Source organism: Cellulosimicrobium sp. CpK407, assembly GCF_051844275.1.
Lineage (GTDB): Bacteria > Actinomycetota > Actinomycetes > Actinomycetales > Cellulomonadaceae > Cellulosimicrobium > Cellulosimicrobium cellulans_G.
Genome location: NZ_JBGNYC010000027.1, coordinates 1 through 21,947 on the forward strand (window position 1 = coordinate 1; position 21,947 = coordinate 21,947).

The following is a 21,947-nucleotide window of genomic DNA, read 5'->3' on the forward strand; positions in this document are numbered from 1 at the left end:
GCCGCTCGTTCCTCGCGGCTCCCGCCAGGCCCGACCACGACGCGGCACCACCACCCACCCCGCCCTGCGTCGTCTCGCCCCGGTCTCCGCCCACCTGGGGCGACTGCCCGCGGTGTCGGTTCACCGAGCATGCTCCCGCTGTCGCCTTCGGTCGCCGCGTGGCACGGTCGCTCCCGGCTCCCGGCTCCCGGCTCCCGGCTCCCGGCTCCCGGCTCCCGGCTCCCGGCTTCCGGCTTCCGGCTTCCGGCTTCCGGCTTCCGGCTTCCGGCTCCCGGTGCCGCTGCGCCCTGGCCGTGGGTTGCGTCACCGTCGGACGGTGCTGGTCGTAGCGATGTCGCGTCGAGTCGTGGCGACGTCACGTCGAGCAGGTGGTTGTGGATCGTCGGGGGGTGCCTGACGAGCCGTGGTCGCCTGTTCGGCTTGCGAGGACGGCCTGGTCGGCCGGGCGGCGGGCTGTGGGTGGGCTGATGGAAGAGCGGTGGGGGTGGGCTCGGATGCGAAGGGGGGTCAGAGCGGCGCTCCGAGAACCCACGCCCGACAGGCCAGGGTGACGGCGCCGCAGCCCCGAGCACCGAGGCCACCCGCGCCGCGGACCCGACCCCGCGGGATTGAGGCCCAACCCCGCGGGCTTGAGGCCCGAGCCCGCGGGATTGAGGCCCGAGCCCGCGGGCTGGAGACCCGAGCGCGCGCCGCGGGCCGGGCTCGCCGGCGAGACGCGAGCGCGCGCTGTCGGGGTCAGCGGAGCCAGCCGCGGCGCTTGATGTAGGCGAGCGGGATGACGGCTGCCACGAGGGTGAGCAGGACGGTGAGCGTGAAGCCGTAGGGGCGGTCGAGCTCGGGCATGTGCGTGAAGTTCATGCCGTAGAACGACGCGATGAGCGTCGGCGGCAGGAACACGGCCGTGATGATCGTGAAGACCTTGACGATCTGGGCCTGCTTGACGTCGAGCGAGGTCATGATCGCCTGCTGGAGGTACCGCACCTTGTCGTGCTCGAAGCTCGCGTGCTGCTTCACCCCGTCGATGTCGGCCACCAGGGTCTCCACGAGCCCGGCGAGCACGGGGTCGGAGTCGGCGATCTCGCTGCGCAGGTGCCGCGCGGCGCGCGCGAGCGAGAGCTGGGACTCCTGGGCGCGCGAGACGATCTCCTCCGCGCGGTTCATGCGGGTGATGGTGTCCTGCATGTCGCTCACCCCGATCTCCCGACCGCGGGAGTCGACGCCGCGCGTCGCCTCGTCGATCTCGTCGGACATGTCCTCGAGCAGGTCGCTCGCGTACGACACGACGCGGTCCGCCGCCTCGTTGAGCGCGTAGAGCAGCGCGTACGCCACCCCGTAGGAGGATCCGGTGAGCCACGGGGTGCGCCGCATGCGCGCGATCGCCTTGTCGAAGACGCCGTAGTGGCGCTGCGGCTGGGCGGTCACGACGACGTCGGGGGAGAGGGCGAGCACGATCCGCTCGTAGACGACCCGGTCGCCGTCGCGCCGCGTGGCGGTCACCGGGAGGTAGACGTGCGCGTCGGTCTCCCAGACCCGGTCGCCGGCGGCGGCGAAGTCGACGCCGTGCTCGGCGGCGCGGGCCGTCGCGTCGGGGTCGCCCACGCCGACCTGGACCCAGCGGGAGCGCAGGACGCGGGGGTCGAACCGGGGTGCGCCGGTGCCCTGCGCGCGGGCGTGCAGGTCCAGCCCGCCGCGTGCGGGGGCGGGGAGGGCACGGTCGGCACCGGCCGTGAGGGCGAGGCCCGTGGGCTCGGGCAGCGTCGTCGTCATCAGACACCTCCGGCGGTGACGTGCGCGAGCAGCAGGGCGACGCAGATGAACACGTACAGGCCGACGGTGAAGGAGATGGACTGGCGTTCCAGGTTCGGTCGGCGGGCGCGACGTCGGTCCTCGCGCGCGTCGCGCAGGGGAAGGCGTGCGGGGCGCGTCCGGGTCTCGGTGGCAGGCGAGCGCTGGGTCATGGTGGTCGTCCTTCTCGGCGGGCCGACGACCACGGGCGAGCGCCACGGGGTGGGCGGCGGGCGCGGGTGGGTCGGCGAGGTGCGTCGGCGGGTGTTCCTGCGGCGCGCACGACGGCGCGCGCGGTGCGCACTGGCGACCTCCCCGCGCGGGGCGACGGCCGGCCGCGCGAGTCCTCGGGCTTCGCCGACTCAGGCGACGGGCTGCGGGCCACGGAGGGTGAGCGCGCAGTGCACGGTTCTATGACTGCTGCCGTCCGGCATGGGGCTCACCTCGCTCTCGTGGCGGCGGCGCCGTGGGCGCCGCACCCGGGTCGGGGCGCACGAGAACCGTGGCCGCGACGGGGATCGAGGCCAGGCTAGCCCTCCGTCCCAGACGGGGCAAGCGCCGTCGGCCCAGGTGGCGGTCGTGTGACGACCGGGAAACGATGTGGTGATCCCTTGTTTACGGAGGGTTGTTAACATTTCATCCGGTCGACGGGCGACGAAGCCCCCGGACGGAGGGTCCCGACATGTCAGAACAGCACGACTACCTGGTTCCCGAGCCGCACCGTCGCGCGGACACGCGGTCCGCGCGACGGCTCGAGCGACTCTCCTCCCGCGCGCAGGAGGTCGACCGCGCGCTCGCTGCCGTGAGCGAGGGCAAGGGCGGCCTCGTGTGGACGGCCGAGCGCGGCATGGGGGCGAGCGCGACGCTCGAGCTCGTGTGCGAGGCCGTCGCGACGTCCACCTTCGCGCGCCCGACGCTCACCCTGCGGTGTCGCCCGCCCGCGGGTGCTCCCGCGCCGGGCTCCGCGGTCGTGTCGCTCGTGTCGCAGGTGTCGCAGCTCGCGGGCGGCGTCGTGCCGGAGCGCCTCACGCGCGTCCTCGAGCCCGTCGACCCCGGCTTCGGCCACCTCCCGGAGGTCGCGGCGGTCGCGCTCGCCGAGCTCCTCGTGGAGTCGTTCGACGGCGCGACGGTCGTGCTCGTGGCCGACGACCTGCACCTCCAGGACGAGCTCAGCAGGGCCGTCCTCGCGAGCCTCGTCGCGCAGCGCCACGCGCCGGTCGTGCTCCTCGGTACGGCGACGGCGGGCGCGCTCGACCCGTCCTCCGGGCCGTTCGAGCTCCGCGCGGTCCCGCCGCTCGCGCCCGCCGACGCCCTGCACCTGCTGCTCGTCGAGCGCCGGCTCGCCGTCGCGCCGCACGTCGCGGCGCGCCTCGCGTCGCTCCTCGGCGGCAACGCCGCCGCGCTCACCCAGACGGCGGCGCTGCTCACGCCGGAGCAGCTCTCCGGGGGGTCGATCCTCCCGGACCCGCTGCCGGCGGTGCCCGCCGTGCGCTCGCTCTTCGCCGACCGTCTCGCCGCCCTCAGCGAGGGGGAGCGGCACGCGCTCCTGGTCGCGGCCGTGGCCGTCGTGGACCGGACGGAGCTGCTGCTGTCGGCGACCGGCCTCGCGATGGACGAGGTCCTCGACGGCCCGCTCGCCGAGCACCTCGCGCTCGTGGGTGGCCGCTTCGCGTTCGTCGACCCGCGCATGCGGTCCCTGGTCCACGCGGACGCGCGGCTCGCGGAGCGCACCTCGGCGCACGTCGCGCTCGCCGAGGCGCACCGCCGGGCGGGCGAGGAGGACGTCGCGGTGTGGCACTCGGCGCTCGCGACGCTCGTCGGCGACCCGGCGCTCGTCCCGGGACTGCTGCGGATCGCGCGTCGGCACCTGGACCGCGGGGACGTCGTCTGGGCGCACGAGGTGGCCCGCGAGGCCGCGAGCCAGGCCGCTACCGAGCACCGCGCCGAGGCGTTCGCGATCGCGGGCGTCGCCGCGCTGCGGTCGGGCCACGTGCAGGACGCGGCGGACTGGTTGCGCAAGGCGTCTCGCAGCGGCGACGACGCGCTGCGCGCGCGGACGCTTGGGCCGCTCGTCGCCGCGCTGACGCTCGCGGAGGGCCAGGTGCCGGACGACGTCCTCTCGCCCTACCTGCGCGGCGGACAGCCCGACGACCTCGCGCCGGACGCCGTGGCGGGGGTCGTGTCGGGCGTGCTCAACGCGGCACGGCTGCACGCCGAGCGGGGCGACGGCGTGAGCACGTCCCAGCTCCTCGACACGGCGACCTTCCTCGCGTCGTGGTGCGACGACGACGAGACGGCCGCGGGGCTCGCCCTCGCACGGTCCTGGGCGGCCGTGTTCGGCGTGGGCGAGCGCGGCGTGGTCCCCGACGTCGACCTCGGTCCCGACCACGAGGCGTCGCTGCAGGTGAGCCGCGCGCTCGCCCTCGCGGCCGACGACCGGCTGGACGACGCGGCGCAGACGCTCGCGAGCGTCGTCGCGTCCCTCGCGCCGGTCCGCGACGGCGGCCGGTGGTTCGACGGGCCGGACGCCGCCCTCACGCCGCTCGCGGAGGCGCACGTCCGGCTGGCCCAGTCGCTCGTGCACCTGTGGCGCGGCACGCTGACCCGGGCCGCGGACGAGCTCGCCGAGGCGGCGTTCCGGCTCCCGCTCGGGCTGCCGTTCGCCGGGCTCGGCGTGGCGGCGGCGCGCCGTCTCGACATGATGACCCGCGGCGTCGTGGGACCGGTGGCGACGGCGCTCGAGGAGACGTGCGCGAGCCCGACGTCCCGCCCGGTCCGGCTCGGGCTCCTCGTGGACCGGGCGATGGGCGCGGCGTTCGCGCACCACGTGACCCAGGCGGCCACGCTCCTCGAGCTCGCGGCCGAGCGCGAGCGCCCCGACAGCGCACGCATGCTCCCCCTGCCCGGGCTGGACGACGTCGAGGCCTGGGTCGTCGCCGGGCGCCACGACGCGGCGCAGCGCGCGCTGGCCCGGCGGAAGGTGGACGCGAAGGAGCTGCCGCCCTCGCTGCGGTCGGCGACGCTCGTCCGGGCCGACGTGTCTCTCGCCGCACCCGAGGACCTCACCGTGCCGCTCGAGCGGGCGACGCGCGTGAACCGGACCACGGCCTCGCCCTACGAGCACGCGCGGACGGACCTCTGCGCCGCGCGGGCTCTCGTGCGGGCCGGAGAGCTGCAGCGTGCGCACGGCCTCTTCCTGTCCGCGATCGAGCTGTTCGACGACGCGGGGGCGGACGCCTGGACGACGATCGCGCGGGAGGAGCACGCGGACGTCGTCCGGCTCCTCGGCGGACCGGTGACGGACGACGCCCCCGGGACGCCGGTGCCCGCGGGGCCGGTCGCAGCGGCGACCGGGGCCGTGGTGGGCGGCGCGCCCGCCGGCTCGTGGGCGGCCGCGGCGCGCGCCGCGGGCCTGCACGCGCCGCTGCCCGGGGTGCTCGGCGGGCAGCGGCCGGGAGCCGAGCCCGTGGCCCGTCCCGTGCCGCCGGACGCGTGCCGGCTCGCCGTGCGCGAGAGCGACGTGTCGGACGAGGCGCTCGCCGAGCTCCGGGGTCGGTGGTCCGACGAGCTCACCGAGCGCGAGCTCGACGTCGCGCTGCTCGTCGTCCAGGGCGCGTCCAACCGGGAGGCCGCGGACCAGCTGTACCTCTCGGTGCGCACGGTGGAGGTGCACCTCGGTCGCGTGTTCCGCAAGCTCGGGGTGCGCTCGCGCGTCGAGCTCACCGTGCTCGCGCACCGCGTGGGGCGTTGAGGGGAACCCACCACCCCGTCGGGACGCTACGTAGCGAGGGGCGCGAGCCGCGTTCGATTCGGTGTGATTCGTCCGCTTCTGAGGGTCTCTGTCCTACGGGTGAACCCTTACGTGGCGGGTAAGTTCGCACCATGAACAATGTGGGAAGCGCGGATAACGCCGCGGTGCCCGCGTCATTACGTTCGAGAGGACCCGAGGGCGACGACGACTCCGGAGGACGGCAGCGTGGCCCACCGCACCAGCAGCGAGGCAGGACCCATGGACGTGTCCCTCTTCACCCGACCACCCCGACCCGGGCGCCGTCGCGGCGCACGCGTCGCGGCGCTCGCGACCGCTGCGGCGCTCGTCGGCGGACTCCTCGCGGGAGTCGCACCGGCCCAGGCCGCCGAGGTCGCACCCGCCGCCGTCTCCCACCCGGGCGACAGCGACGTGAACGGCTACCGGAACGTCGGCTACTTCACGCAGTGGGGCGTGTACGGCCGAAACTTCCAGCTCAAGAAGGTCCAGGACTCCGGCGCTGCCCAGGACCTCACGCACATCAACTACTCGTTCGGCAACATCCACTACCAGAACCTCACGTGCTTCATCGCGAACAAGGCGCAGGGCACGGGGCCCAACGGCTCCGACGGCGCTGGTGACGCGTGGGCGGACTTCGGCATGGGCTACACCGCCGCGAACTCCGTGGCCGGCGTCGCCGACACGTGGGACCAGCCGCTCGCCGGCTCGTTCAACCAGCTCAAGCAGCTCAAGGCGAAGAACCCGCAGCTCCGCGCCCTCATCTCCATCGGCGGCTGGACCTGGTCCAAGAACTTCTCGCGGGCTGCCGCGACGCAGGCGTCGCGCGAGAAGTTCGTGTCGTCGTGCATCGACATCTACATCAAGGGCAACCTCCCGGTGATCGACGGCCGCGGCGGGGCCGGCGCCGCCGCCGGTGTGTTCGACGGCATCGACATCGACTGGGAGTGGCCCGGCTCGAACAACGGCGAGGTCGGCAACTACGTCGACACCGTCAACGACCGCGCGAACTTCAAGCTGCTGCTCGCCGAGTTCCGCAAGCAGCTCGACGCGTACGGCGCGCAGACCGGCAAGCACTACCTGCTCTCGGCGTTCCTCCCGGCCAACCCGGACGACATCGCGGCGGGCGGCTGGAACGACCCGGCGATCTTCGAGTACCTCGACTACGGCAACGTCCAGGGCTACGACCTGCACGGCGCGTGGGACCCCGCGCTCGCCGGCCCCCAGGCCAACCTGTACGACGACCCCGCCGACCCGCGGGCGGCCAACCGCCAGTTCAGCGCCGACAAGGCGGTGCAGGAGTACCTGCGCGGCGGCGTCGACCCGAGCCAGCTCGGCCTCGGCATGGCCATGTACGGTCGCGGCTGGAAGGGCGTCACGTCCTCGGCCCCGTGGTCGGCGGCGAACGGGGCCGCACCGGGCACCTGGGAGGCGGGCAACGAGGACTACGACAAGCTCCGCACTCGGGGCCAGGACTACTACGACCCGGCGACGGTCTCGGCCTGGCGCTACGACGGCGACCAGTGGTGGGGCTACGACAACGCGCGGTCCGTCGCCGCCAAGGCGGAGTACATCGACCGCCTGAACCTCGGCGGCGGCATGTGGTGGGACCTCTCCGGCAACCACGACGGCACGCTGCTCGGGACCTTCACGGACAAGGTCCGTGCGCTCCCGGCGGGTCCGGTCGACGGCACGGACGGCTCGACCGACCCGACGGACCCGACCGATCCCACGGACCCCACGGACCCGACCGACCCGACGGACCCGACCGACCCGACGGACTGCCTGGCCGCCTGGTCGTCGACCGCGGTGTACACGGGCGGCGCGACGGTGTCGTTCGAGGGGAAGAACTACCGCGCCAAGTGGTGGACCCAGGGCGACCGCCCGAGCGCGGGCGGCCCGTGGGAGGCGACCGGCACGTGCGGCGCGACGGACCCGACGGACCCGACCGACCCGACCGATCCGACCGACCCCACGGACCCGACCGACCCGGGCACGTGCATGGCGCCCGCCTGGTCGTCGAGCGCGGTCTACACCGGTGGCGCGACGGTCTCCTACCTGGGCCAGAGCTACCGCGCGAAGTGGTGGACGCAGAACAACGTCCCGGGCGCGGAGCAGTACGGCCCCTGGGAGTCGCTGGGCGCCTGCTGACGCCCACCCCTGACGGCGCCGGTCGCCACGAGCGACCGGCGCCGCCGAGCGGGGCCCCGTCCACGACGTGGTCGACGGCGGGTGCGGTGACGAGTCCCGTGCACCCGCCCGTGCACCCTCCCCTCGCCGCGTCACCGAACGCCTCCGTCGTCGACCGCCGTCGTGACGGGTCCCGCTCGGCACCCCTCAGCAACCCTTCACCCGTCGGTCGCCCTCCCCCCGGCGACCGTGCCCGACGCGACGCCGTCCGGCGTCGTGCGCACCGACCCAGCAGATCGAGGTACCCCATGCGGTTGTCCCTGACCCCTCGGGCGCGCGCCCCCCGCGCTCCCGGACGCCGGCCACAGGTCGTCGCGGCCGTCACGACGCTCGCCGTGCTGGCCACCGGCCTCGCCGGTGCCGCGGCCGCGCAGGCCACGACCCCCCTCGCCGCCGCCACGGCCACGGCGTGCGCGGACCCCTGGTCCGCGACCCCCGCCTACGTGGGCGGCGCGACCGTCGCGTACGGCGGCCAGAACTACCGGGCGAAGTGGTGGACGCAGAACAACGTCCCGGGCGCGGAGGCGTACGGCCCCTGGGAGTCGCTCGGCGCGTGCGGCGACACCCCGACCGAGGAGCCGACGACGGACCCGACCACGGACCCGACGACCGACCCGACGACGGACCCGACCACCGACCCGACGACCGACCCGACGACCGACCCCACGACGGACCCGACGACCGACCCCACGACGGACCCGACGACCGACCCCGCCGCGAACCCGGACGAGAAGTGCCGTCCTGACGGCATGGCGCAGACGCCGGGCGTCAGGACGCCCTACTGCGACGTGTACGACGAGAGCGGTCGGGAGAAGCTGCCGAACGGGCTCGACCGCCGCGTCATCGGCTACTTCTCGAGCTGGCGGACCGGCACGAACGGCCAGCCGCGCTACCTCGCGAGCGACATCCCCTGGGACAAGCTCTCCCACATCAACTACGCGTTCGCGCACATCGACGGCAACGACAAGGTCTCCGTGAACGCGGGCGCGGCCGGCAACGCGGCGACGGACATGACGTGGCCGGGCGTCGCGGGTGCGGAGATGGACCCGGCGCTCGACTACACGGGCCACTTCAACCTGCTGGCGAAGTACAAGAAGGCCCACCCGGGCGTCAAGGTCATCCCGGCCGTGGGCGGCTGGGCCGAGACGGGCGGCTACTTCGACGCGAGCGGGAAGCGCGTCGCGTCCGGCGGCTTCTACACGATGACGGAGTCGCAGGCGCGCATCGACACCTTCGCGGACTCGGTCGTCGACTTCGTCCGCCAGTACGGGTTCGACGGCATCGACATCGACTACGAGTACCCGACGTCCAACAACCAGGCCGGCAACCCGGACGACTTCCAGATCTCCGACAAGCGCCGCGGGCAGCTCTTCCAGGGCTACGTGAACCTCATGAAGACCCTGCGCGAGAAGCTCGACGCGGCGGGCGCGCAGGACGGCGAGTACTACATGCTGACGACCGCGACGCCGTCGTCGGGCTGGCTGCTGCGCGGCATGGAGGTCTACCAGGTCACGCAGTACACGGACTACGTGAACATGATGACGTACGACCTGCACGGCGCCTGGAACGAGTACGTGGGCGGCAACGGCGCCCTGTTCGACGACGGCAAGGACCCCGAGCTCGCGGCCGGCGGCGTGTACAGCGCGTACAAGGGCATCGGCTACCTCAACGGCGACTGGGCCTCGCACTACTTCCGCGGCGCCATGCAGGCCGGCCGCATCAACCTGGGCGTGCCGTTCTACACGCGCGGCTTCCAGGGCGTCCAGGGCGGCACGTACGGCATGGGCGGCACCGCGAAGGCGCCGGCCGGGTTCCTCTGCCCGGCGGGCACGAACAACAAGTGCGGCTACGGCGCGGAGGGCATCGACAACCTCTGGTACGACAGCGACCCGCAGGGCAACGCGGTCCCGGCCGGCGTCAACCCGATGTGGCACGTGCTCAACCTCGAGAAGGGCGTGACGGGCGACTACGTCTCCTCGTACGGCGTCACGGACACGATCCAGGGCACGTACGAGCGCCACTTCGACCCGGTCACGAAGAACGAGTGGTGGTGGAACGCGCAGACGAAGACGTTCCTCTCCGGTGACTCGACCGAGGCGATCGCGGCCAAGGCGGACTACGTCGCGAACACCGGCCTCGGCGGCCTGATGATCTGGGAGCTCGCGGGCGACTTCGGCTACGACCAGGCGAAGGGCCAGTACGAGATCGGCAGCACGCTCGTCGACCTCATGCACAGCAAGCTCTCGGCCACGACGCCGTACGGCGCGTCGAAGGCGAACGCCGACCGGACGATGCCGACGCAGGCGCTCGACGTCGACATCCGGTACACGGAGTTCGCGCTCGGCGACAACAACTACCCGATCTCGCCCAAGGTCGTCTTCGCCAACAACGGTGCGAAGGACATCCCGGCGGGCGCGACGATCTCGTTCCAGTACGGCACGACCGACCCGGGCGAGATGAGCGACTGGAGCGGCTTCAAGACCACGGTCACCGCGAAGGGCCACACGGGGGACAACGTCGGCGGCCTCGACGGCGACTTCCACACCGTGCAGTTCACGGTCCCGACGGGGGGCATCCCGGCGGGCGGCTCGATCACGAACCAGCTCAAGTGGTCGATGCCGGCCGCCCAGTTCTCCAACGTGATCGTCACGGTCGACGGCGTGGACTACGCCACGACGTACGACCACCCGCGCGGCGTCACCGTCGTCGACCTCCCGGGCTCCGGGAGCGGCGGGGGTCCGGGCGGCCCCGGCACCGGCACGGGCGAGTGCACCGCCGCGGCCTGGGTCGCGGGCACGGTCTACACCGGCGGCGCGGTCGTGAGCCACGGCGGTCACGTGTGGACGGCGCGCTACTGGACCCAGAACGACACCCCCGGCGCCTCGGCGTGGGGTCCGTGGGCCGACGGCGGCGCGTGCTGACGCACTGCCGGCGTCCCTGACGAGGTCCCGCCGCGACGGCTCGCGGGTACGGGGAATCCCGTACCCGCGAGCCGCCATCGTGTGGGTCTCACGCATCTCGACCCGTGGTCGCGCTCGCTAGCGTGACAAGACCGACGAGGTCTCCGCAGCTCCCCCCAGTGGGCTGCGGGGACCTCCGACCGTGAAAGGCGACCAACGTGCACGTGCAGCATCGAACGACCCGTCTCTCCCTCTCCCTCGCGGCCGTCGCGTTCGGCGGCCTGCTCCTCGCCGGCTGCTCGGGGGGCTCCGAGCCCGACGCGACCGCCGACGGAGGCTCGGGCCCGGCGACGGCCGAGGACCACGGCGCGCACGGCGCCCACGCCGACGAGAGCAAGGTCCCGGTCGGCCCCCTCCAGCTCCCGGCCGCCGAGTACTGGTCCGTGCTCCAGCCCGCCGACGGCGTCACGCAGGTCCGCTCGGGCGGGTGCCCCGAGGACGCGGTCTGCCCCGCCTTCGAGATCCTCACCGGGGCGGGCCTCGACGGCGTCGACCCCGCCGCCGCCCACGTGCCCGACGGCGCGACCTGCCCGGGCACCGACCAGCTCGCGGCCCGCGCGGTGGGGGAGGCGGTCGAGTCGGACGTCGAGGTCGCGGGGACGGCCGCCACGCTCGCGCGCTGGACGCTCTCGTGCGTCGACCCCTCCGGGGCCGAGGTGCGCACCGTCGAGCAGCTCCAGTGGTACGTCCCCGACGCTCCGGGCGGCGCGGTGCTCGTCGTCGACCGCTGGGCCTTCGAGGGCCTGGAGTCGCGCCTGGCGGCCGGTGCCTGGGCGGCCGCCTGACGGACCCGCCCCCGACGGGTCGTCTCGTCGCGACCGGCGATGCACGAAGGCCTCGCACCCTTCCGGGTGCGAGGCCTTCGTCGTGCGTGCGGTGCCCGTCAGCCCTTGCGGGTCCGGCGCGTCAGCAGGACGATCGCCGCGCCGACCACGGCGAGCCCGGCCGCGATCGCCGCGTACAGGCCGACCGTCGCGCCGGTCTCCGCGAGCGTCGGGTTCTGGCTCCCGGCGACGGGGTTGTCGACCGGCGTCACGCCCGGGAAGCAGTTGCTCGTGTCCTGCGGGTAGGTCACCGGGACGGTCACCTCGGGGTTCACGGCGAACGTCACGTCCACGGTGCCCGTGGCCCAGCCGTGGGTCGCGGTGTTGATCCACATGTTGTTCACGAGCTCCCAGCCCTCGTCGGCCGGCAGGTCGACGAAGCGCTCGGGATACGCGCCGGGCCACAGCACCCGTCCGCTGAGGGGGAGGTCGGCCATGACCTCGTCCTCGCCGTCGGGGTTGTGCCACGTGAGGGTCGCCGTCGTGTTCGGCGTGCCGGTGACCGAGACCCCGTAGTCGAGGTAGGACACGCCCTCGACGCACACGGGCGTGAGCACGTCGACCTTGATCGTCGGCTCCGGGGTGCCGGGCGGGTTCGTCGCGCACTCCGGCGTCGACGGCGGGTAGGCCACGACGGTCTCGGCCGTCGGGTTGACCTCGAAGACCACCGTCACGCCCGCGCGGACCCAGTCGAACTCGTCGCCGACGACCCACTCGCCGTCCACGAGGCTCCAGCCGGGCCAGTCGACGGGGTTGCCCGCGCCGTCGACCTCGGCGCCCGGCCACAGGACGCGGCCCGAGAGCGCCAGGCCGGACTGGACGACGTCCTCGCCGTCCGGGTTGACCCAGGTGATCGTGAGCGGGTTCGTCTCGTCGTTCTCGTAGTTCTCGGGGAGCTCGAAGACGTAGTCGAGGTAGGGCACGTCGCCGTCGCACACCGGCGAGGCCACGGTGATCTCCGGGACGTACGTCTCGGGGTCGGTGGTAGCAGCGCTCGCGGTCGTCGCGACGACGGGGACGGTCAGGAGCGCGGCGACCGCGGAGAGCGCTCCGACGAGCACCGCCCGTCCCGTGCTGCGCAGACCCTTCGAGGTACGCATGGCTTCTTCACCCGTCTCGGTTCAGGGATTGTGGTGTTCCGGTACACAGAGAGCCCCGGAGTGCGGTCCGTGATGCATCGTGCGCCACGGACCGATGGCACGGGTCGAGCGACAGGCGCCCAGGATAGCGAGGATCGGACCCTGAACTGGACGGTCGTCCGGGTGAAATGTGCCCGTCAGGACCATCGTTATCGTGCCGTGATCCTCGGCGTCATCCTCGGCGGGAGACCGCGCGTCCGTCCGCCCGTCCCGGGGGCGGGGCCGGCAGGTTCGGGAGGGCGTCGCGAGGGTTCACCCGCACGCGGCGACCGGCACCACCTCGAGGCCGGGCGCCGACACCGTCGGGGTCGTCCACACGTCGATCGTGCCGTCGGCGCCGGGGTGGTCAGGGGCGTCGCCCGGCGTCGTCACGGTGAAGGAGACCGCCGTGCTCTGACCCGGCGCGAGCTCGACGGGGAGCGAGGTCGCGCGCCGTCCCCCCACCTCCGCGACGAGCGCCCCCGTCGGTGCCCCGCCCACCCGGACGGTGCCGACCTCTCCGCCCCGCGGCGGGTAGAGGACGACCACCGTGCGGACGTTCCCCGGGGTGACGCCCGAGATGCCGCCGCCGGTCACGTACCACGGCAGGCTCGTCCCGGCGTCGGCCGGTGCGGTGGACGTGAGCGCGGCGCTGAACGTGTCGACCCGTCCGCCGCCGGTGCACACGCTGCCGGTGAGCCGGACGTCCGTGCCGAGGTAGTAGCTCATCTTGCCGCCCGTGGCGTCGTTGAGGAACACGCCGACGGAGCCCTCCGCGCGGTCCGCGGTGTCGATGTCGCCCGCGACGACCGTGCCCGCCAGGCGGTCCTGCTCGTCGGGGTGCGCGGACCAGAGGAGCACGCGGTGCTCGTCGGCGCCGCGTGCGAGCGCGTCGCGGGCGAGCGCGGGGTCCGCGCCCCCGGCGAGGAACGTCCCGAGGACGGTCGACGCGACGGAGGCGAAGAACGCGTCCGTCTGCTCCCCGGGCTCCAGCTCGACGTAGGCGTCCGAGAGGAGGACCTGGACGACGTTGCCCGCGTCGAGCGCGACGGTCTCGTCCCCGAACGGCACCTGGACCGCCCCGGTGGCCTCCAGCAGGTACGACAGCGCGACGGGGTCGATCGCGGCCACGCCGTCCACCGTCTCGCCCTGGGCCTGCTCCCACATGGCTGCCGTGAGCTCCGCGGTCGTGGGGAAGTCGGGCGTGAGCGGGGTGTCCTGCACGTACCGGCCCACGCGGTCCGTGAAGAGCTGCTCGACCCCGGCGTCCAGCGGGAGGACGGGCTCGGCGAACGGCGGGACGTCGGCCGTCGAGGCCTGGCGCTCCAGGGAGACCGCGCCGCCGTCGACCGTGAGGACCGCGAGCGCCCCGGGGATGCCGCCGCCCGCGCGCAGCTCCGCGTTGTTGAGCGCGACCACGAGGTACCGGCGCGGGCCGTCGGCGCCGAGCATGGCCGGGCCGAGCGCGGTGACGCGGTCGGCGGTGCGCACGACGGGGCGCAGGTCGTCGGTCCGGGCGACGAGCGTCGCGTACGGCTCCGCGATCTCCTGGTGCAGGGCGTCGGGCGCGACGGCCGCGAGGCGCGCGTCGATGTCGTCGAACGCGTCCGCGGCGCGGGCGACGGCGGGAGCGGCAGCGGCGAGCGGGGCCAGGTCGACGCGCCCGTCCGCGACGGTCAGGCTGTCGCCCTCGACGGCCCCGAGAGCCTGTGTGAGCGCCGGCAGCACGGTCGCGGCCAGGTCGTCCACGGTCGCCGCCGCGGCGGAGAACGCGCGGACGTCCTGCCCGTACACGGGGAGGTGCGCGGCCAGGGACCACAGCGGGCCGTCGGTGCTCGCGCGCGCGGTCGCGGTGAAGGGCTGGACCCGGTCCAGGGCCGCCTCCGCGGTCTCGACGTCGCCCGCGCGCAGCGCCTCCTCGGCCGCGGGGACCTCGTCGAGCGCGCGGGTCAGCGCGTCGCGCGCGGCGAGGGCGTCGCGGGCGAGCAGCGCGACGCAGACCACCAGGAGCACGGCGAGGAGGATCAGCGCCCAGCCCAGCCACGACGCCCAGTGCCGCCGTCGTCGGCCGCCCGTGTGGCGGGGCGGCAGGTCGACCGGCTCCGTCCTCGTCATGCCCCACAGCGTAGGTGCTGCGCGGTGGCAGGATCGGTGCCGTCGCGGGTGAGGTTCGGGTGAAGGACGTGCCGTGCAAGGAACCGGCTCCCCGGGACACAGAGCGGTTGACAGCCCCGACCCGCCGACGAGGAGCCGCCGTGACGACCGACGAGGCAGCCGACGCCGCCGTCCACGACGAGGCCTGGTTCGCCGCGCTCTTCGCCGCGCACGCGACGCCGCTCTACCGCTACTTCCGCCGCCGGCTGCCGAGCGCGGCCGGCTCCGTCGGGCCGGACGCCGACGACCTCACGGCCGAGGTCCTCGCGACGGCCTGGCGGCGCCGCGAGGACGTGCCCGACGGCGCCGAGCTCCCGTGGCTCTACCGCACCGCGGGCTTCGTCCTGGCCAACCACCGGCGCAAGGCGCGGGCGGTGCCGGTGGCCGAGGTGCCCGACCGGGGCGACGAGGGCGCGGACGTCGAGCACGTCGTCGTGCAGGACGACGAGGTGCGGCGCGCCCTGGGCGCGCTGTCGGTCCGCGACCGGCGCATCCTCCTCCTGCACGCCTGGGAGGGCCTGGGCGGCGACGGCCTGGCGGCGGTCCTCGGCACGTCGCGCGGGGGAGCCGACGCGGCGCTCTCGCGGGCGCGGGCGCGGCTGCGCACCGCGTGGGCGGAGCAGTCGGCCCTCGCGCAAGAGTCGGGCGCCTGAGCACACATCACGGGTAGACCCGACCGGCCGCGCCCCCGCGGCGCGGCCCCGCAGTACCTGGAGGGCGACATGACCAGCCACACCCCCGACCAGCCCGACGACGTCGACCTGGAGCGCCTGCGCGCCGCCGATCCGGCGGCGAGCGCCGCACCGGACACCGGCGCCCTGGAGGCCGCGGTCCGCGACCGCGTCCCCGAGGCGTTCGGCGACCGCTCGGTGGTGACCGGCGAGCCGCTGTCCGGGCCGGGCGGCCCGACGGCGACGCTCGTCGACGAGCTCGCCGAGCGCCGTGCGCGACGCCTGCGTCGGCGGGCCCCGCTCCAGGTCGCCGCGGTGGTGGCGGGGGCGCTCGTCATCGGGGCGGGCGGCTACGCGCTCGGTGCCGGAGCGGTGGGAGCGTCGCCCGCGGGGGACTCGGCCGTGGAGTCGACGGCGCTCGCGCCGTTCCGGCTGGGGGGCGCGGGCGCGGCCCAGGAGGAGTCGGGCCTCGCCCCCGACGCCGCCGCGTCGGGGCAGGCGTTCTCGTCCGACGCACGGGCCTCGGCGGACATGGCCTACCCCGGCGCCTGGGGCGGGCGCACGGTGTTCCACCAGGACGGCCTCTCGACGCAGGGGACCAGCGCGGACGCCTGGGCGTACGACGCCGCGGGCGTGTTCTCGCAGGAGACCGCACGGCGCGTCGCGGACGTCCTCGGCGTCTCGGGCGAGGTGCGCGAGGAGTACGGCTCCTACGTCGTGGGGTCGGCGGACTGGACGGGGCCGACCGTCTCGCTGCAGCCCGACGGCCTCGCGAGCGTGAGCTACAACGACCCGACGAAGGACCCGTGGGGCTGCGTGGCCGTCACGCCGCTGCCGGCCGACGGTGCGGACGAGCCGGACGGCCCGTCCGCCGAGCCGGGCGCGTGCCAGGAGCGGGACCACGGTGCGCCGCCGAGCGGTGCGGACGCGGTCGAGCGGTTGCGCGACCTGCTCGGGACGCTCGGCCTGGACCCTGCGGGGTACGAGGTCGTCGCGGCGGAGCAGCCCGCCGACCAGGGCGCGCCGCGGGCGACCGACGTGACCGCCTACGAGGTCGTCGAGGGGCGGCGCACGGGGACGCAGTGGAGCGCGACGTACTCCGGGGACGGCCTCGCGTCCCTCTACGGGAGCCTGGCGCCGCGCGTCGCGATCGGCGCGTACTACGTGGTGAGCCCGGCGGAGGCCGTGGACCGCCTGGGCGACCCGCGGTTCGGCGGGGGAGGCATGATCGCCTTCGCGCGGGAGGACGGCACCGCGCAGGCCGTGCCCGAGATCGCGCCCGCCGAGCCGGAGGCGCCGACCGTGCCGCCCACGGTCGGCGAGGGCGCCCGGTTCGCGTGGCCCGTCACGGACGTGACGATCACGGACGCGCGCCTGGGGCACGCGGTGCAGTACCAGCCCGACGGCGCGGCGGTGCTCCTGCCCGCCTACGAGCTCTCCGACGCCGACGGCAACGTGTGGTCCGTCGTGGCCGTCGTGGACGACCGGCTCGACTTCTCTCCCGCGGGCTGAGCCCACCTCTCCGGGGACGACCCGGCGGCCGGTGTCCGCGCGATGCCGACCGTCGGGTCGTCCCCGGCGTGCGCTTTTGCATCGTGCAAGCGTCGTGCTCCGCGAAAGTAGGCACGCTTTTGATTGACCCTCGACAAAAGTGTGGCTAGGGTCGCAGCAGACCGGGCGCCCACCGGGTCGGAGAGCGGTCACACGCCCTCGTCCGGGCGTGCGGTCCGACGATGGCAGGGAGGCCATCGTCGTCGTGCTCGGCGGCGCTCCGGCGTCCGCCGACGGGAACGGGAGCAACGATGCACCACTTCGCTTCTGACGGCTCGTCAGACCGCCCTGCTCCGGACGCGCGCACGGGGCTCTGGCTCGTCGGCGCCCGCGGCTCCGTCGCGACCACCGCGGCCCTCGGCCTCGCCGCCATCGCGGACGGGCGTGCCGCGCCCACGGGGTGCGTCACCGTCTCCGAGCCCTTCGCGTCGGCGCCGCTCCCGTCGTTCGGCGACCTCGTCGTCGGCGGCCACGACATCTCCGACGTCTCGATGGTCAAGCGCGCCGAGCTGCTCGTCGAGGCCGGGATGATCGCGCCGCGCCTGCTCACCGCGGCGCACGCCGCGCTGGAGCGGGCCGACGCCGAGGTCCGGCCCGGCTACTCCGCCCACCCCGCCGAGGGGGCACCGCGCGAGTCCCAGCAGGCCGCCGCGGAGCGCCTGGCCGCGGACATCGTCGACTTCCGCGAGCGCCACGGCCTCGCCCGCGTCGTCGTGGTCGACCTCGTGTCGACCGAGCCGCTGCCCGAGCCGGCCCCCGAGCTCTCCGACCGGGAGCTCCTGCGCGTCGCGCTCGCGGACCCGGAGCGCGCCGTGCTCCCGCCGAGCTCCGTGACCGCGTACGCGGCCCTGCTCGCGGGCGCCCCGTTCGCGGAGTTCACGCCGTCGGCGAGCATGCACCTGCCGGTGCTCCTCGAGCTCGCCGCCGAGCGCGGCGTCCCGGTCGCGGGCCAGGACGGCAAGACCGGCCAGACGTGGCTGCGCACGATCCTGGCGCCCGCCTTCGCGGCGCGCGGCCTGCGCGTCCTGTCCTGGGCCGGCGCCAACCTGCTCGGCGGCGGCGACGGCGCCACCCTGGCCGACCCCGAGGCCGTGCAGAGCAAGCTCGTCTCCAAGTCGCGCGGACTGCAGGACCTTACGGGCAGCCAGGTCACGCCGCTGCACATCGACAACGTGCCGGACCTCGGAGACATCAAGGTCGCGTGGGACCACGTGCACGTCGAGGGCTTCCTCGGCTCGCGCCTCACGCTGCAGACCACGTGGTCCGCCTACGACTCGATGCTCGCCGCGCCGCTCGTGCTCGACCTCGCGCGCCTGCTCGCGCTCGCCGACGCCGCGGGGTACGCGGGACCGGTCGCGGAGCTCGGGTTCTTCTTCAAGGACCCGTGGGCGAGCGACGTGCACGACTTCGCGGCGCAGACCGTCGCGCTCACGGACTGGGTCCGCGAGGCGGCTGCCCGCGTCGGCGCCGCACCGGCCGACCGGCCGTGACCGGCTCGCTCCACGACCACCTGGACCTCGTCCGCGCCCCCGCGGTCCTCTCGGTGGTCGGTGACACCCTCGCGGGCGCCGCCGCCGCCGGTCACCCGCTCACGCCGCGCCGTGCGCTGCTCCCACTCGCGTCCGCGTGCCTCTACGCCGGAGGCATGGCGCTCAACGACTACGCGGACCGCGAGCTGGACGCGGTGGAGCGGCCCGAGCGGCCGATCCCGTCCGGGCGCATCTCCGAGGGCCGCGCGCTCCGGGTCGCGGTGGGTCTCACGGCCGCGGGCGTGGGGCTCGCCGCCGCGGGCGGGGGACCGCGGGCGCTCGCGGTCGCCGTCCCGCTCGCCGCGAGCGTCTGGACCTACGACACGGTCGCCAAGGAGCACGCGGTGGGTCCCGTCGTCATGGCCGCGTGCCGTGGTCTCGACGTCCTGCTGGGTGCGGGCGTCGGGCACCTGCGTGCCGCGCTGCCCGCCGCGGCGGGGATGGCGGTGCACACCGCGGGCGTGACGTTCGTGTCCCGCGGCGAGGTGCACGGCACGACGTCGTCCCTCGCCACCGGGGTGGCGGCGGCCACCGCGGTGGGCGGCGCGGTCGTCGGCGTGGGGGCGCTGCGCCGCGGTCGCGGGACCGGCCCCGGCCGTGCGACGCGTGTGGCGACGGCCGTCGCGGGCGCCGTGGCGGCGGGCGCGTACCTCGCGACCGCGCTGCCGCGTCAGGTCGACGCCGCGATCACGCCGTCGGCGAGCAACGCGTTCGCGGCGACGAAGGCCGGGATCCGGGCGATGCTCCCGCTCCAGGCGGCCTGGGCGGCGCGCGGCGGCAGCCTCGCGTCGGTGGGCGTGCTCGCGGGCGTCGAGGTCGCGGGTCGCCTGCTGCGCCGGGCCGGGCACGGACGCGCCGAGATGAGCGAGACGTGAGCGGGCGCGAGGACTCCGGGCGGGGCGCGCCGTTCACGCTCGGCTACGGCACCAACGGCTTCACGGACCACCCGCTCGACGTCACGCTCGACGTGCTGGAGCACGAGGGCTACGGCGCGGTCGCGCTCACCCTCGGGTTCCCGCACCTGGACCCGTTCGCGGACGGGTGGCGCGCGGAGGTCGAGGCGCTGCGCGACCGCCTCGCCGCGATGCACGGCGGCGCGGGGATGCGGGTCGTCGTCGAGACGGGCACGCGGTTCCTTCTCGACCCGTACCGCAAGCACCGGCCCACGCTCGTCGACGCCGAGGCCGACGCCCGGCTGCGCTTCCTGCGTCGCGCGGTCGAGATCGCGGCCGTGCTCGACGCCGAGTGCGTGTCCTTCTTCTCCGGCGTCCTGCCCGACGGCGCGTCCCCGGCCGCGGGCTGGTCGCTCCTGCGCGACCGCCTGCCCGGCCTGGTCGAGCACGCCCGCGGCCACGGCGTGCGGCTCTCGCTCGAGCCCGAGCCCGGGATGCTCGTCGAGACCGTGGGCGACGCGCTGCGGCTGCGCGACGACCTCGGGGGCGACACCGGGGACCTCGCGGACCTCGGCGTGACGGTGGACGTCGGGCACTGCCTCGTCGTCGAGCCCGACGGCGTGGTGGGTGCGCTGCGCGCCGCCGCGCCCTACCTCGCGAACGTGCAGCTCGACGACATGCCGCGCACGCACCACGAGCACCGCCCCTTCGGCGAGGGCGAGATCGACCTGCCGCTCGTGCTCGCGACCCTCGCCGAGGTCGGCTACACCGGCGTCGCCGCGGTCGAGCTGCCTCGCCACTCGTACGACGCTCCCGGCCTCGCGCGCCGCAGCATGACAGCGCTGAAAGAGGCGTGGGACCGACGCCCCGCGGTGCACGCGCCCGACCAGGAACCACCCGTCTCCGACCACCCCCAGGAGGTGCCATGACCGAGCCAGCCCCCGCGGCCCCCGCGGCCCAGGACGGCGCGACCACCGAGGGCGAGCGCTGGCTCGCCGAGGCGCGCGCCGACGTCGCGCAGGACCCCGCGACCGTGTCGCGCGCGTTCGCGCTCGCCGGCCGCAAGGTCGGCCGGGCGCCGGTGCGCCCGGACGCCGACCCCGCCGGCGTCGTCCACGGGACGGTCGACGACGAGGCGCGCGCCGCGATCGTCGTCGCGCTCGCCGAGGCGCTCGGGCGCGGCGCCGACGGCGACGCGTCCCTCGCGGCCCGCCTCGCCGACCTCTACCAGCACGGCGACACCGCCGAGCGGCGCGGGGTGCTGCGCGGGCTCGACGCGCTCACCGCGCGAGGGGCGCTCGCGGGCGACGCGGCGCCGTCGGTCGTCGCCGTCGGGCGCGACCTCGCCGCCGACGCGCTGCGCACCAACGACCAGAGCCTCGTCGCCGCGGCGGTCGGGCCGTTCGCGGCCGCGCACCTCGACCAGCACGCGTGGCGCCACGCCGTCCTCAAGCTCGTGTTCATGGGCGTGAGCCTGGACGCCGTCGCCGGTCTCGACGACCGCGCGGACGACGAGCTCGCCCGCATGGCGCGCGACTTCGCCGCCGAGCGCCGCGCCGCGGGACGCGTCGTGCCCGACGACGTCGCCCGCCTCGCCCCTGACGTCACCACCGGGAGGACCGCCTGATGCGCATCTTCGACCCCCACATCCACATGACCAGCCGCACGACGGACGACTACGAGGCCCTGTACGCCGCGGGCGTGCGCGCGCTCGTGGAGCCGGCGTTCTGGCTCGGGCAGCCGCGCACGAACGTGGGGTCGTTCCTCGACTACTTCGACGCCCTGCTGGGCTGGGAGCGGTTCCGGGCGGCGCAGTTCGGCATCCGCCACCACGCGACGATCGCGCTCAACCCCAAGGAGGCGAACGACCCGCGGTGCCGCGAGGTGCTCGACGAGATCCCGCGCTACCTGCTCAAGGACGGCGTCGTGGCGGTCGGCGAGGTCGGGTACGACTCGATGACGCCCGAGGAGGACGAGGTGTTCTCCCGCCAGCTCCAGATGGCGCGCGACGTGGACCTGCCCGTCCTCGTGCACACGCCGCACCGCGACAAGCTCTCGGGCACGCGTCGCACGCTCGACGTCGTGCGCGAGTCCGGCGTGCCGTCGGAGCACGTGCTCGTCGACCACCTCAACGAGACGAACGTGGCGCTCGTGCTCGACGCGGGGGCGTGGGCCGGGTTCTCCATCTACCCGGACACCAAGATGGACGAGGACCGCATGGTCGCGATCCTCCAGGAGCACGGCACGGACCGGATGATCGTCAACTCCGCGGCGGACTGGGGCCGGTCCGACCCGCTCAAGACGCTCAAGACCGGGCGGGCGATGCTCGCGGCGGGGTTCACCGAGGACGACGTCGACAAGGTGCTGTGGCGCAACCCCGTCGAGTTCTACGGGCAGTCCGGCAACCTCGTGCTCGACCCGGTGCCGGGCTTCGTCGAGGGCGACCTGCCGACGCCGGGCGTCGAGTTCGAGGGCTCGTCCGTGCTGCGCGGCGTGCGGGCGTAGC

At 74.9% G+C, this 21,947-nt stretch carries 15 protein-coding genes; 11 read left to right on the forward strand and 4 right to left on the reverse strand.

The genetic code is table 11. The features are described 5' to 3' along the window. Positions 1-735 precede the first annotated feature (735 nt). Together ABWU78_RS12745 and ABWU78_RS12750 are read right to left on the reverse strand one after the other, a co-directional pair. Positions 736-1,767, reverse strand: coding sequence for a CorA family divalent cation transporter (locus tag ABWU78_RS12745; protein ID WP_253053863.1), 1,032 nt, complete (start codon positions 1,765-1,767; stop codon positions 736-738). Next, the gene (locus ABWU78_RS12750; protein ID WP_253053861.1) at positions 1,767-1,958 is read right to left on the reverse strand and encodes a hypothetical protein; all 192 of its coding nucleotides are present in this window, start codon (positions 1,956-1,958) and stop codon (positions 1,767-1,769) included. Before ABWU78_RS12750 ends, ABWU78_RS12745 begins: the two co-directional genes overlap by 1 nt. A gap of 509 nt (positions 1,959-2,467) precedes the next feature. On the opposite strand from ABWU78_RS12750, the gene ABWU78_RS12755 reads away from it, so the two are divergent. The 4 genes from ABWU78_RS12755 to ABWU78_RS12770 all read left to right on the forward strand — a co-directional run bounded on the left by ABWU78_RS12755 (position 2,468) and on the right by ABWU78_RS12770 (position 11,486). After that, positions 2,468-5,536, forward strand: a complete 3,069-nt coding sequence (locus ABWU78_RS12755; protein WP_439158610.1) for a LuxR C-terminal-related transcriptional regulator — start codon at positions 2,468-2,470, stop codon at positions 5,534-5,536. Positions 5,537-5,794: 258 nt separating this feature from the next. Beyond that, on the forward strand, positions 5,795-7,702 hold the full coding sequence (locus ABWU78_RS12760; RefSeq protein WP_439158611.1) for a glycosyl hydrolase family 18 protein: 1,908 nt from the start codon (positions 5,795-5,797) through the stop codon (positions 7,700-7,702). A gap of 287 nt (positions 7,703-7,989) precedes the next feature. Continuing rightward, positions 7,990-10,662 carry a glycosyl hydrolase family 18 protein gene (locus ABWU78_RS12765; RefSeq protein WP_439158612.1) on the forward strand — a complete coding sequence of 891 codons (2,673 nt, stop codon included), beginning with the start codon at positions 7,990-7,992 and terminating at the stop codon, positions 10,660-10,662. Between the two features lie 203 nt (positions 10,663-10,865). Continuing rightward, positions 10,866-11,486 (forward strand): hypothetical protein, encoded by a 621-nt coding sequence (locus tag ABWU78_RS12770; protein WP_439158613.1) that lies wholly within the window; start codon positions 10,866-10,868, stop codon positions 11,484-11,486. A gap of 98 nt (positions 11,487-11,584) precedes the next feature. On the opposite strand, the gene ABWU78_RS12775 is transcribed toward ABWU78_RS12770, so the two are convergent. After that, a complete protein-coding gene (locus tag ABWU78_RS12775) occupies positions 11,585-12,625 on the reverse strand; it encodes a hypothetical protein (RefSeq protein ID WP_353708399.1) in 1,041 nt (346 codons plus the stop codon). Positions 12,626-12,916: 291 nt separating this feature from the next. Continuing rightward, positions 12,917-14,758, reverse strand: a complete 1,842-nt coding sequence (locus ABWU78_RS12780; RefSeq protein ID WP_439158614.1) for a DUF4012 domain-containing protein — start codon at positions 14,756-14,758, stop codon at positions 12,917-12,919. Positions 14,759-14,898: 140 nt separating this feature from the next. Between ABWU78_RS12780 and ABWU78_RS12785 the strand changes: the two genes are divergently transcribed. The 7 genes from ABWU78_RS12785 to ABWU78_RS12815 all read left to right on the forward strand — a co-directional run bounded on the left by ABWU78_RS12785 (position 14,899) and on the right by ABWU78_RS12815 (position 21,946). Further along, a complete protein-coding gene (locus tag ABWU78_RS12785) occupies positions 14,899-15,450 on the forward strand; it encodes an RNA polymerase sigma factor (RefSeq protein ID WP_205206527.1) in 552 nt (183 codons plus the stop codon). A 69-nt stretch (positions 15,451-15,519) separates the two neighbouring features. Further along, a complete protein-coding gene (locus tag ABWU78_RS12790) occupies positions 15,520-16,980 on the forward strand; it encodes a hypothetical protein (RefSeq protein ID WP_439158615.1) in 1,461 nt (486 codons plus the stop codon). Positions 16,981-17,270: 290 nt separating this feature from the next. Further along, positions 17,271-18,509, forward strand: coding sequence for an inositol-3-phosphate synthase (locus tag ABWU78_RS12795; RefSeq protein ID WP_439158616.1), 1,239 nt, complete (start codon positions 17,271-17,273; stop codon positions 18,507-18,509). Then, a complete protein-coding gene (locus ABWU78_RS12800; protein ID WP_439158617.1) occupies positions 18,506-19,423 on the forward strand; it encodes an SCO3242 family prenyltransferase in 918 nt (305 codons plus the stop codon). The genes ABWU78_RS12795 and ABWU78_RS12800 overlap by 4 nt, the downstream gene beginning before the upstream one ends. After that, complete coding sequence (locus tag ABWU78_RS12805; RefSeq protein WP_439158618.1) at positions 19,420-20,370, forward strand: sugar phosphate isomerase/epimerase family protein; 951 nt, start codon at positions 19,420-19,422, stop codon at positions 20,368-20,370. Before ABWU78_RS12800 ends, ABWU78_RS12805 begins: the two co-directional genes overlap by 4 nt. Beyond that, positions 20,367-21,068, forward strand: coding sequence for an EboA domain-containing protein (locus ABWU78_RS12810; RefSeq protein WP_253053843.1), 702 nt, complete (start codon positions 20,367-20,369; stop codon positions 21,066-21,068). Before ABWU78_RS12805 ends, ABWU78_RS12810 begins: the two co-directional genes overlap by 4 nt. Beyond that, a complete protein-coding gene (locus ABWU78_RS12815) occupies positions 21,068-21,946 on the forward strand; it encodes a TatD family hydrolase (RefSeq protein WP_439158619.1) in 879 nt (292 codons plus the stop codon). The genes ABWU78_RS12810 and ABWU78_RS12815 overlap by 1 nt, the downstream gene beginning before the upstream one ends. Position 21,947 lies beyond the last annotated feature (1 nt).